At 66.6% G+C, this 12,494-nt stretch carries 11 protein-coding genes; 8 read left to right on the top strand and 3 right to left on the bottom strand.

The window, feature by feature from the left end; translation table 11 throughout:
- From J2W23_RS31035 to J2W23_RS31015, 5 genes are all read left to right on the top strand, one after another.
- A partial coding sequence (locus tag J2W23_RS31035; protein WP_307651457.1) for an ABC transporter ATP-binding protein occupies window positions 1–738 on the top strand: 738 nt, incomplete at its 5' end.
- Window positions 735–1,721, top strand: a complete 987-nt coding sequence (locus J2W23_RS31030; RefSeq protein ID WP_307651456.1) for an ABC transporter ATP-binding protein — start codon at window positions 735–737, stop codon at window positions 1,719–1,721. The genes J2W23_RS31035 and J2W23_RS31030, both read left to right, overlap by 4 nt.
- Window positions 1,718–3,034 (top strand): amino acid deaminase, encoded by a 1,317-nt coding sequence (locus tag J2W23_RS31025; RefSeq protein WP_307651455.1) that lies wholly within the window; start codon window positions 1,718–1,720, stop codon window positions 3,032–3,034. Before J2W23_RS31030 ends, J2W23_RS31025 begins: the two co-directional genes overlap by 4 nt.
- Window positions 3,035–3,054: 20 nt before the next feature.
- Window positions 3,055–4,548, top strand: a complete 1,494-nt coding sequence (locus J2W23_RS31020; protein ID WP_307651454.1) for an N-acyl-D-amino-acid deacylase family protein — start codon at window positions 3,055–3,057, stop codon at window positions 4,546–4,548.
- Between the two features lie 41 nt (window positions 4,549–4,589).
- Window positions 4,590–5,549, top strand: a complete 960-nt coding sequence (locus J2W23_RS31015) for a LysR family transcriptional regulator (RefSeq protein WP_176659912.1) — start codon at window positions 4,590–4,592, stop codon at window positions 5,547–5,549.
- 21 nt (window positions 5,550–5,570) lie between these two features.
- On the opposite strand, the gene J2W23_RS31010 is transcribed toward J2W23_RS31015, so the two are convergent.
- Genes J2W23_RS31010 through J2W23_RS31000 form a run of 3 tightly spaced genes read right to left on the bottom strand, consistent with a single transcriptional unit; the run spans window position 5,571 to window position 9,052 of the window.
- Window positions 5,571–7,013, bottom strand: coding sequence for an aldehyde dehydrogenase family protein (locus tag J2W23_RS31010; protein WP_307651453.1), 1,443 nt, complete (start codon window positions 7,011–7,013; stop codon window positions 5,571–5,573).
- Window positions 7,014–7,031: 18 nt separating this feature from the next.
- Window positions 7,032–8,228 carry an ABC transporter ATP-binding protein gene (locus J2W23_RS31005; RefSeq protein ID WP_307651452.1) on the bottom strand — a complete coding sequence of 399 codons (1,197 nt, stop codon included), beginning with the start codon at window positions 8,226–8,228 and terminating at the stop codon, window positions 7,032–7,034.
- A 35-nt stretch (window positions 8,229–8,263) separates the two neighbouring features.
- Complete coding sequence (locus J2W23_RS31000; RefSeq protein WP_307651451.1) at window positions 8,264–9,052, bottom strand: SDR family oxidoreductase; 789 nt, start codon at window positions 9,050–9,052, stop codon at window positions 8,264–8,266.
- Between the two features lie 356 nt (window positions 9,053–9,408).
- On the opposite strand from J2W23_RS31000, the gene J2W23_RS30995 reads away from it, so the two are divergent.
- From J2W23_RS30995 to J2W23_RS30985, 3 genes are all read left to right on the top strand, one after another.
- On the top strand, window positions 9,409–10,638 hold the full coding sequence (locus J2W23_RS30995) for an ABC transporter substrate-binding protein (protein WP_373424010.1): 1,230 nt from the start codon (window positions 9,409–9,411) through the stop codon (window positions 10,636–10,638).
- A gap of 105 nt (window positions 10,639–10,743) precedes the next feature.
- Window positions 10,744–11,634 carry a carbohydrate ABC transporter permease gene (locus tag J2W23_RS30990; protein WP_307651449.1) on the top strand — a complete coding sequence of 297 codons (891 nt, stop codon included), beginning with the start codon at window positions 10,744–10,746 and terminating at the stop codon, window positions 11,632–11,634.
- Complete coding sequence (locus J2W23_RS30985) at window positions 11,631–12,485, top strand: carbohydrate ABC transporter permease (RefSeq protein ID WP_307651448.1); 855 nt, start codon at window positions 11,631–11,633, stop codon at window positions 12,483–12,485. The genes J2W23_RS30990 and J2W23_RS30985 overlap by 4 nt, the downstream gene beginning before the upstream one ends.
- Window positions 12,486–12,494 lie beyond the last annotated feature (9 nt).

Genomic DNA, 12,494 nt, shown 5'->3' with positions numbered 1-12,494 from the left:
AACCAGCTGTCGATGATCTTCCAGGAGCCGATGACCAGCCTGAACCCGGTCTTCACCATCGGCGAGCAGATCGCCGAGAGCGTGCGGCTGCACAAGGGACTGGACCGCAAGGCCGCGCTCGCGCATGCGCTGCGCATGCTGGAGCTGGTGGAGATTCCGGCCGCGGCGCAGCGCTTGCACGAGTACCCGCACCAGCTCTCGGGCGGCATGCGCCAGCGGGTGATGATCGCGCTGGCCATGGCGTGCGACCCGACGCTCCTGATCGCCGACGAGCCCACGACGGCGCTGGACGTGACCATCCAGGCGCAGATCCTCGAACTCATGCGGCGCCTGCAGGCCGAGACGGGCATGAGCATCCTCTTCATCACCCACAACCTGGGCGTGGTCGCGCACCATGCGGACGATGTGGTGGTGCTGTATGCGGGCCGCGTGGTCGAGAGCGCGCCGGTGCGGCCGCTGTTCGCGCAGCCCGAGCACCCGTACACGCAGGGGCTGCTGGCCTGCCTGCCGGGCAAGGCGAGATTGCCGGGGCAACCGAAGCCCAAGCGGCTCTTTGCGATCCGCGGCCAGGTGTCGAGCCCGCTGGCGCCACCGCCCGGCTGCGCCTTCGAGCCGCGCTGCGACCTGGCGCAGGCCAGTTGCAGGGAAGCGATGCCGCCGCTGATCGACATCCGCCCGGGCCGCCAGGCACGCTGCACCCGGGTGCAGCCCGATGCCCAACTCGCGAGGGTCGCATGACCGCTGTTTCTGTTTCTTCTCCCTTGATCGAAGTCCGCGGCCTGAAGAAATACTTCGGCAGCAGCGACCGCCCGGTGCGCGCGGTCGATGACGTGTCGTTCGCGATCCACCCCGGCGAGACGCTGGGCCTGGTCGGCGAATCGGGCTCAGGCAAGAGCACCATCGGGCGCACCGTGCTGCGGCTGGTCGAGCGCACCGAGGGCCAGGTGCTCTACCGCGGCGAGGACATCGGCGGGCTCTCGGGGGAGCGGATGCGAAAGCTGCGCAGCAAGCTGCAGATCATCTTCCAGGACCCGTACGCGAGCCTGAACCCGAAGATGCGCATCAGCGCGATCCTGGGCGAGGCGCTGTCCACGCACGGGCTGCACAAGGGGGCGGCCGCACGCGACAAGCGCATCGCCGAGCTGCTGGAGACCGTGGGCCTGCGCGCCGAGCATGCGAGCCGCTTCCCGCACGAGTTCTCGGGCGGCCAGCGCCAGCGCATCGGGGTGGCGCGGGCGCTCGCGGTGGAGCCGGAGTTCATCGTGGCGGACGAACCGCTGTCGGCGCTGGACGTGTCCATTCAATCGCAGGTCATCAACCTGCTGGCGGACCTGCGCGAGCGCCTGGGCCTGACCATGCTGTTCATCTCGCACGACCTGGATGTGGTCGAGTACCTGTGCGACCGGGTGGTGGTGCTGTACCTGGGCAAGGTGATGGAGGTGGCCGAGACCGAGGAGCTCTTCGCGCGGCCTTCGCACCCCTACACCCAGGCGCTGCTGGCGGCGAGCCCGAAGCCCGATCCAGAGATGGCGACCGAACGTATTGCCCTGAAGGGCGACATTCCGAGCCCGATCTCGCCGCCTTCGGGCTGCGTGTTCCGCACGCGCTGCCCGCACGCCATCGAGGCCTGCGCGCAGACGGTGCCGTCGCTCGACGAGATATCTCCCGGACACTACAGCGCCTGCATCCGCAAGGAGCTGCTCTCCAACATTGCCGCATGACGACCACGACCATGACAGACACCGCCACCACCAACTTCAACGATCCGCTGCTGGGCAGCAACTTCAAGGGCTATCCGCGCACCCAGCCGCCGCGCCTGCGCAGCGAAGTCGGTGCGGCCGGCTGGAACGTGCTGGCCGGCGACCTGCCGCTGCCGCTGGCCATCCTCAAGCGCGAGGCGCTGGAGCACAACCTCGCGTGGATGCAGTCGCGCGTGCGCGAGTGGGGCATCGACCTGGCGCCGCACGGCAAGACCACGATGTCGCCGCAGCTCTTCCAGCGCCAGCTGGATGCGGGGGCGTGGGGGCTGACCTTTGCGACCGTCACGCAGCTGGCCGTGGGCGTGGCGGCCGGGGCGCGCCGCACGCTCATTGCCAACCAGGTGGTGAGCGATGAGGACCTGGCGGGCATCCAGATGCTGCTGAGCGCGAATGCGGGGCTTCGCGTCGTGTTCCTCGTTGATTCGATCGCGCAGCTCGCACTCATCGAAGACTGGGCCAGGCGCCATCCGGCGAGCGTGCCGTTCGAAGTGATGATCGAGATCGGCGTCGAAGGAGGGCGCACCGGCTGCCGCACACACGACGAAGCGATTGCCGTTGCCAGCGCGCTGCGTACCAGCAGCGCCGCGAAGCTGGTGGGCATCGAGAGCTACGAAGGCTTGAACGCCACCGGATCGACCGAGGCGGATGCCGCCTTCGCCAAGGCACTGATGGACCGGATCGAAGCAGTGGCGCGCCACTGCGATGCGCACCAACTCTTCGAGGCCGACGAGGTGCTGGTCTCGGCCGGCGGCTCGGCCATCTTCGACCTCGTGGCCGGGCGCCTGAAGCCCGCGCTGAATTCGCCGGTGCGCGGTCTCTTGCGCTCGGGCTGCTATGTGACGCACGACCACGGCTTCTACAAGCGCATGGTGAACGTGGTGGACGAGCGCATGGGCTGCGGGTGCGGGGAAGGCCTGACGCCCGCGATGGAGGTCTGGGCCAACGTGCAATCGCGCCCCGAGCCGGGCCTGGCGATTCTCTCGGTCGGCAAGCGCGACATTTCCTTCGACATGTCGATGCCCATTCCCATCGGGCGCGCGGCGCGCGGAGCATTGCAGCCGCACGCCGTGCCTGAGAGCTGGCGCGTCACCGCGCTCAACGACCAGCACGCCTACCTGCGCTGGGACGCGGCCGACGAAGCGCTGGCGCCCAAGGTCGGCGACCGTGTCGGTCTCGGCATCTCGCACCCCTGCACCACCTTCGACAAATGGCACTGGATGCCCGTGGTCGAGAACGACTACCGCGTGACCGATGCCGTGGTCATCCATTTCTGAGTGAGACAGCGAACCCAGCCATGAACCCACAGAAGAACAGCAGCAGCGCCACGCTGCTCGAAGCCGGCTTGATCGTGGATGGCTCCGGCGGCCCTTCGTGGCCCGGCGACGTGCTGCTGCAGGGCGACCGCATCCTCGCGCTCGGCGAAGGCCTGCGCGGGCGGCTGCCCGAAGGCCTCGCACTCGCCGATGTCGAGGTGGTCGATTGCCGCGCGAAGGTGATCGCCCCCGGCTTCATCGATGCGCACACGCACGACGATGCGATCGTGCTGCGCGACCCGCTGTGCCTGCCCAAGGTGTCGCAGGGCATCACCACCGTGGTGACGGGCAACTGCGGTATCTCGCTCGCGCCGTACCGCACGCCGCAGTCGAAGCCGCCGCTCACACTGCTGGGTGCCGATTCGTTCAAGCACGCGACCATGGCCGAGTACCGCGCCGCCGTCGATGCGACGCAGCCCGCGCTCAACGTGGCTGCACTCGTCGGCCACACCACGCTGCGCTTCGCGACGATGCAGGCGCTCGACCGGCCCGCCAGCGGCGACGAACTCGCGCGCATGGAAGCGCTGCTCGACAGCTGCATGGCCGATGGCGCGCATGGCATGTCGTCGGGCCTGTTCTACGAAGAAGCTTTTGCCGCCCCGGCGGAGGAAGTGACCGCGCTCGCGCGCGTCGTGGCGCGCCACGGCGGCGTGTACGCCACGCACCTGCGCAGCGAAATGCAGCAGATCATCGAGGCGCTGCACGAGGCCGGCGACTCGGCTTTCGAGGCCGGCGTGCCCTTGATCATTTCGCACCACAAATGCGCAAGCCCGGCCAACTGGGGCCGCACCAAGGAGACGCTGCCGCTGATCGAGGCGCTTTCGCAGCGCCAGCAGATCGCGATGGACGTGTACCCCTACGTCGCAGGTTCCACCGTGCTGCGCGAAGACATGGTGGACGGCGTCATCGACGTGCTGCTGACCTGGTCCGAACCCTGTCCGGAGATGACCGGCCGCCTGATCTCCGACATTGCAAGCGAGTGGGAAGTGACGCAGCAGGAAGCCGCGCTTCGCCTGAAGCCCGGCGGCGCCTGCTATTTCCTGATGCAGGAGGAAGACGTGGAGCGCGTCATCGCGCATCCGCTCACGATGATCGGCAGCGACGGCCTGCCGCACGACAAGCATCCGCATCCGCGCCTCTGGGGCGCATTCCCGCGCGTGTTCGCACGCTACTGGCGCCAGCGCCGCCTGTTCACGCTGGAGCAGGCCGTGCACAAGATGACCGGCATGACCGCACGCAACCTGCGCATCGCCGACCGCGGCCTGCTGCGCGTCGGCACGATGGCCGACGTCGTGGTGTTCGACCCCGAGACCATCGCCGACACCGCCACCTACGACAAGCCGCGCGGCGTGAGCGAAGGCGTCGAACGCGTGTACGTGAACGGCGTGCTGGCGTACCGCGGTGGCGGTGGCGAAGCGAAGGTGCTCGCACGCGCGGGCCGGATGCTCACGCGGCAAGCGCGCACCGCGGCCTGACGCTCGCGAACACCGGCCCCTGCATCCCGTAGAGTGCGCGCATGATCGAATCCACAACCCTTCGGTACTTCTACGAAGTCGCGGCCTTTGGCTCGGTGCGCGTGGCGGCGGAAAAGCTCTTCGTGGCCCAGAGCGCCGTGAGTCGGCAGATCGCGCTGCTGGAAGACGAACTGGGCGTGCCCGTCTTCGAGCGCCATGCGCGGGGCATGGCCCTCACCGCGGCCGGAGAGCTGCTGCTGCGCTATGCGCAGGACAACAAGACGCAGCTGGCCGACCTGAAGGGCCAGATCCACGAGTACGAGACGCTGGCCAAGGGCCATGTGCGGGTGGGATGCGTGGAAGGCATCCTGCACGGCCTGCTCACCAGCTTCATGCCGAACTTCATCCGCACGCACCCGGGCATCACCTTCTCGCTCGACCTCATGGGCTCGCATGCGGTGGGCGAGTCGGTGGCGGAGCACAAGTACGACCTGGGCATCCTGTTCGGCGCCTCGCCGCGGCCCGACCTCATCGAGCTGCAGAAGATCGACCAGCCCCTGTGCGTGATCGCGTCGCCGCAGCATCCCCTCGCACAGGAGCGCAGCTGCACCCTCGCGCAGGTCGCCGACACCCCTCTTGCATTGCCCGACCGCTCTTTCGGCCTGCGCCAGCTGGTCGACCGCGTGAGCTCCAAGGGCAAGTTCAAGCTGAACATCGCCGTCGAGACCAACTCCCTTTCCTTTGCGAGCCGGCTGGTGGCGGAGTCGGACCTCATCACCTTCCAGCCGAGCGACGTGGTCGCCCCGCTGATCGAGGCCGGCACGGTGGTGGCCATTCCCCTCACCGATGCGTCGCTGCGATCCGCGCGCGCCACGCTGGTCGCGAGCTATTCCCGACGCCTGTCGCTCGCGGCCAATCACCTGTCGCAGTCGCTGATCGCCTACATGCAGGGGTGGCAGCGGCCACTGAAGCCAGGGCGTGCCGCCGCTCCCCGTGCGCCCTCGAGAGGACGAACGAAATAGTTGCGGGCCCGCACGCGCTGCTCAACCCGGCAGCGTGACCGTGATCATCTTGATCTCGGTCATCGCCTCCAGCGTGTGCATGCCGCCCAGCCGGCCCATGCCGCTTTGCTTTCCGGAGCCGCCGCCGAAGGGCAGGTGGATTTCCCACCAGGTCGTCCCCGCGTTGATGTTGACGATGCCGGCGGGAATCCGCTTCGCCATCGCGATGCCGCGGCTGATGTCCTGGGTGAAAACGCCCACCGACAGTCCGTAGGCGTTCTGCAATGCCAGCGCCAGGGCCTCGGCTTCGTCCTGGAAGGCAACGACCGGCACGACGGGGCCGAAGGTTTCCTCCCGGCAGAGCCGCATGTCCGGCGTGACGTCGCGGACAACGGTGGGCTCGAAGAAGAGGTCGCTGCCCATGTCGGGCCGCGCGCGGCCGCCGTGCAAAAGGAGTGCGCCCTGCGCCACCGCATCGTCCACATGGGCTAGGACCTTGGCCGCCACCTTGGCATTGTTGAGCGGCCCCATGGTCGTGGCGGAATCCAAGGGATTGCCCAGGACGTGTTCGGCGGCCCTGGCGACCAGCCTTTCGCAGAGGCGGTCCACCACGGAGGCGTGGGCCAGCACGAAGCCTGTGGCCGCGCACACCTGCCCCGCATTGAAGAACGCACCGCCCGCGGCGGCGGCGGCGGCCGCATCGAGGTCTGCATCCTCGAAGACGATCAGGGGCCCGTTGCCTCCGAGCTCCAGCAGCATGGGTTTTCCGGCGCCTCGCTCGGCGATCTGTCGACCCGTGGCGGTGCTGCCGGTGAATGCGATGGCGGTCACGTCCGGATGCACGACCACCGCATCCCCCACGGTGGCGCCCTCGCCCGTCACCAGGTTGACGACGCCGGCGGGCAGGCCCGCGCTTTGCATGGCCGCCATCAGCGCGCAGGCCACCAGTGCGGTGGACGGCGCGGGCACCCACACCACGCTGTTGCCGGTGGCGATGGCGGGCGCGAGGTATTCCACCGGAATGTTGACCGGGAAGTTCCAGGGCGTGATGACGCCATACACGCCCCGCGGCTGGCGGATGGTCATGACCAGCTTGCCCGGGTCTTCCGCAGGCAGCGTCTGTCCGCCCATCTGCTTGATGAGTTCGGCGGCGAGCCGGAAGCCGTCGGCGGCCTTGGCGACTTCGCCCCGGGCCTCGGCCAGGACCTTGCCCTGCTCGAGCGACAGCGTGTGCGCGATGGCCTCGCGCCCGGCATCGATGGCGGCCGCGATCGCCATGCACATGGCGGCGCGCTCGAACACAGGGGTGGCGGCCCAGTCGAAGGCGGCGGCCCTGGCGGCGGCCACCGCCTCGTTCACCGTCTCGCGGCTCGACCTGGGCACGGCCGCGATGGTTTCGCCATTGGCCGGGTTGACCACCGGCATGGTCTCGGCGGTGGTGGACCAGCGCCCGCCGATGTAGTTTCCCGTTTCGGTTTTTGACATGCCGCTGCAGCTCACGGTCTAGCCATACGAATACGCGACCTCTGCGGCATGGCGCAGCCCCTCGCTGCCGGTGCCGCTTCGCTCCACGCCGGTGGCGACCGGCCTGTACTCGGCGTGCGCCGCGGCAGCAACACCCACGTGGCGCTCCGTCTCCGCATCGAAGCAATGGGTCGAGGCGGCATCGCGGACCTGCAGGTGCACCAGGTCACCCGGCTTCGGTGCCACGCGGTCGTGAACGGACACGCACCAGGGCGTTTCGCTGCCAGCCACGGTGCCGTAGATCTGCGTCTTGTCACCGGTCGACTCCGTGAGGATCACACGCAGCGCCAGGCCCTCCGGGCCCAACTGCAGATGCTCGGGCCGCAGCCCCAGCAGCACGCGCTGTCCGTCGGCCAGCAGCGGCGTGCACCCGGACGTCGGGAGATTCCAGGCCTGCCCGTCGGGCAGCGCGAGCCAGGTGCGGCCATGTTCGCGATGCACCTGCCCTTGCGTGAAGTTCATGGCGGGCGATCCGATGAACCCCGCCACGAAGCGGTTGACCGGCCGGTCGTAGAGTTCCAGCGGCGCGCCCACCTGCTCCACCCGGCCCGCGCGCAGCACCACGATGCGGTCGGCCATGGTCATGGCTTCCACCTGGTCGTGCGTGACATAGACCATGGTGTTGCCCAGGCGCTGGTGCAGGGCCTTGATCTCGGCGCGCATCTGCACGCGCAACTGCGCATCCAGGTTGGACAGCGGTTCGTCGAAGAGGAACAGCGCGGGCTCGCGCACCACGGCGCGCCCCATGGCGACGCGCTGGCGTTGCCCGCCCGAGAGCGCGCGCGGCAAGCGGTCCAGGTAGGGCGTGAGGTTGAGCAGGCCGGCGGCTTTTTCGATGCGCGGGCGGAAGTCGCTTTCCGCTTCGCCGCGCGTGCGCGGGCCGAAGGCAATGTTCTCGTAGACCGACAGGTGCGGGTAGAGCGCATAGCTCTGGAACACCATCGAGATGTTGCGCTTTTGCGGCGGCAAATCGTTGGCCCGTGCGCCGGCGATGCGCAGCTCGCCGCCGCTGATGGGCTCCAGCCCCGCGATCATGCGAAGCAGCGTCGACTTGCCGCAGCCCGAGGGACCGACCAGCACGACGAACTCGCCGTGCGCGATGTCCAGGTCGATGCCGTGCACGACGGGCACGCCATTGAAATCCTTGCGCAGTTGCTTGAGTTGAACCTGAGCCATGGGGTCTCCTTGTGTCTGTGGAAAGGGATCGCGGCTCAGTAGTCTTCGACGGTGATTTCGCGAGCCATGGGACGGATGCCCGACATGAGGCCCGCATCCACCGGCAACGCCACGCCCGTGATGACGCGCGCGGCGGGCGACGCCAGGAACAGCACGGCGTCCGCGACGTCGTCGGGTGTCGCGAAGTCGCCCAGCGGATACCACTTCTTCAACTGCTCGAACACCTGCGGGTTCTTGTCGGCCCGCGCCTGCCAGGCGGCTGTCTTGACGGTGCCCGGCAGCACGATGTTGGCGCGAATGCCGTAGGCGCCCAGCTCCATGGCGAGCGACCGGGTGTAGCTGACCAGGGCGGCCTTGGCGGCGCTGTAGGCCGGGTGGCCGAGCGTCGTGAGCGCGTTGACCGAGCCGATCAGCACCAGCTGTCCGCTGCGGCGCTGGATCATCGTCTCGCGCACCGCCTCCACGCAGTGGAATGCGCCATTGAGGTTGAGGTGGATGTCGGCCTGCCAATCCTGCGGCGTGGTCTTGCGCAGCGTCGGCCCGCGCGCCGCCCCCACGTTCGACACCAGCACATCCACCGGGCCGATGTCGGCGGCGACTGCGGCCACTTTCTCGCCAAGGGCCGCGCAGTCGGTGATGTCCGCGACCAGGGGGTGCAGCCGCGCCAGGTCTTCGGCGCTCACGCCTTGCCCGGCCAGCGCGGCCGCGAGGCCCTGCAGCGCGCCCGCATCGTGGTCCAGCGCGATCAGCCGGTCGCCGGCCTGCAGCACGCGGCGGCACAGGGCCTGCCCGATGCCGCCAGCGGCGCCGGTGACCAGCGTCACACGCCGGGAAGGGGGGGCGCCGGATGCGGGTTTTCCGGCAGGCGAGGCCTCCTGGCGAGCAGGAGACGGGGTCTGAATTGTTTTTTCCACAGGATGCGCCGTATGAATTGCCAATATCGCTCCAATTCGAGCGACAGCGAATTGCCGGACGCAATTCGCACTCGAATTTGAAGATTACAGGGAATTCCAGCCATTTGGCCTTCAATATTTAGCACGCAGGGTTCTGTTTTTTAGAAGTCAAGGGTTAACTCCATCTTTTACAATCCTCCCGCGCACCCGTAAGATGAAAAAGCGCAAGCACCGACCGCGACCGGATCAGGAATTGATTGATTTTATTTTCAATGGTTTACGAGGAAATGAACATGAAAAAGCGAAATACCATTCTATTGACCAGTGCAATTCTTTTTGGCCTTTCCGCATTCAATTCCCACGCGGGAAACATTCGGATCGCCATGTCCAGCTACAGCGACAATACGCGGCCCTGGCTGGAAGCCCTGGCCCGGGAATATGAAAAATCCAACCCCGGAGATACGGTCAAGGTCGAGGTGGGAAGCTGGGAAAACATGCAGCAGAAATTGCAGGCGGAAATTGCCAGCAACAATCCGCCCGACCTGGCCCACGTCGCCACCCGCTGGGTCGGCGATTTCGTGAACGACGACCTCGTGGAGCCCGTGGACAGCTATGCCAATGCGGCCTTCAAGGACCGCTTCATTCCCGCATTCCTGAATGCTGGGAATATCAATGGAAAAGCGTACGCACTGCCCATTGCGGCCAGCGTGCGCGCCATGTTCTACAACAAGGAATTGCTGGGCAAGGCAGGTTTTCCCAATGGCCCCAAAACCTGGGACGACGTGATTGCCGCCGCAAAAAAGATAAAGGCCACCGGCGCCTACGGCTACGGAATTCAGGGCAAGGACCTGGACACCGACACCTATTTCTATTACGCGCTGTGGAGCATGGGCGGCGATGTGCTGGATTCTGCCAACAAGGCCGCATTCAATTCGCCCACCGGTGTCAAGGCCGCCACGCTCTACAAAAGCATGATCGACCAGGGCCTGACCGAGCCCGGCGTCGCCGGCAACACGCGCTACGACCTGCACAACCTGTTCAAGCAGGGGCGCCTGGGCATGGTCATTTCGCTGCCGCCCCTGGCCAAGGAAATCGCCAAGGACGCACCCAAGCTGAAATACGGCATCACCGGCGTGCCCAACGGTGGAAAGGACATCACCTTCGGCGTGACCGACTCGATCATGATGTTCAAGACATCGAAGAACAAGGAAACCGCCCAGAAATTCCTCGGCTTCATGTTCTCCAAGGCCGCGCGGTTGAAGTTCGATCAGGCCGAGGGCTTCATGCCGGTGACACGCGAGGTGGCCAACGACCCCGTGTTCAAGGACGACCCGGTGCTGTCCGAATTCGTGACGCTGCTGCCCAACGCGCGCTTTGCACCGCTGGTCGCCGGCTGGGAAGACTCGGCACAGGCCGTCACCAATGCACTGCAGGCCATCTACCAGGGCAAGGCGGAGCCGAAGGCGGCGCTGGACAAGGCCGCGGCCGAAGCCAACACCAAGCTCAACAGGAAATAAACAAGCCGCCGGGGCACGGCAGCCCCGGCCGTGCGTTCCTGCTTTCTTGATTGCGTCCTTCCTTCCCGCGTGCCGCACGCACGCCTATTTCGACCGTATCGCCCTATGCAGAATTCCGTTCGAAGCCCTGTCCTGGCCTGGGGACTGATTGCGCCGAGCCTGTTGCTCACAGTCTTCATCCTTGCCTATCCGCTGTCGACGCTGGTGTTCCAGTCGGTGCACGACATCTCGCGCTTCGGGCTGCTGCGCGCCTTCAATGGCCTGGACAACTTTCGCACCGTGTTCACCGACCCGGTGTTCGGCCATGTGGTGTGGCGCACCGTGCAATGGACGGTGTGCGTCGTCGGCGGCGCGGTGCTGTGCGCCATTCCCGTGGCGCTCATCCTGCAGCAGGACTTCTACGGCCGGGGCATCGCGCGCACCATCGTGATGTTGCCCTGGGCGGTGTCGCTCACGATGACGGCCATCGTCTGGACCTGGTCCTTCAATGGCCAGTACGGCATGGTCAATGCCAGCCTCGCGATGGTCGGGATCATCCAGGAGCCCATCAACTGGCTGGCCGATGGACATCTCGCCTTCTGGGTGGAAGTGGGCGTGGGCATCCTGGTGTCCATTCCCTTCACCGTCACGATCTTTCTGGGTGGACTGTCGTCCGTTTCGCAGGACATCTATGAAGCGGCCGGCATCGAGGGCGCCTCTCGCTGGCAGCAGTTTCGCCGCCTCACGCTGCCGCTGCTCAAGCCATTCATCCACATGGCCATCGTGCTGAACGTGATCTACGTCTTCAACTCCTTTCCCATCATCTGGATCATGACGCAGGGCGGGCCCGACAACGCCACGCACATCCTCGTCACCTGGCTGTACCAGCTGGGGTTCCGCCTGGGCCGCCCCGGCGAAGCTGCCGCCATCTCGCTCGTGATGCTCGCCTTGCTGCTGGTCTTCACCGTGCTGTATGTCCGCCTGCAAAAACGGCAGGCGGGGAAGGCCGCCGCATGATCCGCAAAGACAAGCTCCTGCGCAGCCTCTGGTGCTGGCTGCTGCTCCTGCCGCTGGTGGCCGTGGTGGTCTTTCCGTTGGCGGTGATGTTTCTCACGGCGCTCAAGCCGGCTTCGGAGATCTACGTCTATCCCGCGCGATGGCTGCCCCAGGAATGGCAGTGGAGCAATTTCTCCGCCATGTGGACCCAGACGGGCTTCGGGCGCGCGCTGTTCAACAGCCTGCTGGTTTCGCTCTCGGCCACGGTGCTGACGATTGCCGTCAGCGTTCCCTCCGCGTATGCGCTGGCGCGCCTCAAGTTTCGCGGCCAGGGCGGCTACCGGCAGTTTTTGCTCGTGACGCAGATGATCGCGCCCGTGCTGCTGGTGGTGGGCCTGTTCAAGATGGCGGCCAGCATCCCCTGGTTCGACGGCAGCAACATGACCGATTCGCGGCTGTCCGTCGTGATCGCCTATGGCGCCTTCGGCATCGCCTTTGCCGTCTGGATGATGACCTCGTACTTCGAGACCATTCCACGCGACCTGGAAGAGTCGGCCTGGCTCGAAGGATCGGGGCCGGTGCGCACGGTCTGCAAGGTGTTCCTGCCATTGGCATTGCCGGCCATGGCGGTGACGGCGCTGGTCACTTTCGTCAACGCGTGGAACGAGTTCGCGGTGGTCTACACCCTGATCCGCTCCACTGAAAAGCAGACGCTGACCGTGCTCGTCACCAACATGGTCGCGGGCCAGTACGTGGTGCAGTGGGAACTGGTCATGGCGGCGGCCATCTGCGCGGTGGTGCCTGTCGCCATCCTGTTCGCGTGGATGCAGCGCTACATGGTGCAAGGCTTGACCTCGGGCTCGGTCAAGTAGCGACGGGGG

This window comes from Variovorax boronicumulans (assembly GCF_030812215.1).
Lineage (GTDB): Bacteria > Pseudomonadota > Gammaproteobacteria > Burkholderiales > Burkholderiaceae_C > Variovorax > Variovorax boronicumulans_C.
This window is presented reverse-complemented; position numbering and strand designations above follow the sequence as displayed.

Coding starts and splice junctions, on each gene's coding strand:
- J2W23_RS31030 (WP_307651456.1), top strand. CDS start 735: ATGACCGCTGTTTCTGTTTCTTCTCCCTTGATCGAAGTCCGCGGCCTG.
- J2W23_RS31025 (WP_307651455.1), top strand. CDS start 1,718: ATGACGACCACGACCATGACAGACACCGCCACCACCAACTTCAACGAT.
- J2W23_RS31020 (WP_307651454.1), top strand. CDS start 3,055: ATGAACCCACAGAAGAACAGCAGCAGCGCCACGCTGCTCGAAGCCGGC.
- J2W23_RS31015 (WP_176659912.1), top strand. CDS start 4,590: ATGATCGAATCCACAACCCTTCGGTACTTCTACGAAGTCGCGGCCTTT.
- J2W23_RS31010 (WP_307651453.1), bottom strand. CDS start 7,013: ATGTCAAAAACCGAAACGGGAAACTACATCGGCGGGCGCTGGTCCACC.
- J2W23_RS31005 (WP_307651452.1), bottom strand. CDS start 8,228: ATGGCTCAGGTTCAACTCAAGCAACTGCGCAAGGATTTCAATGGCGTG.
- J2W23_RS30995 (WP_373424010.1), top strand. CDS start 9,409: ATGAACATGAAAAAGCGAAATACCATTCTATTGACCAGTGCAATTCTT.
- J2W23_RS30990 (WP_307651449.1), top strand. CDS start 10,744: ATGCAGAATTCCGTTCGAAGCCCTGTCCTGGCCTGGGGACTGATTGCG.
- J2W23_RS30985 (WP_307651448.1), top strand. CDS start 11,631: ATGATCCGCAAAGACAAGCTCCTGCGCAGCCTCTGGTGCTGGCTGCTG.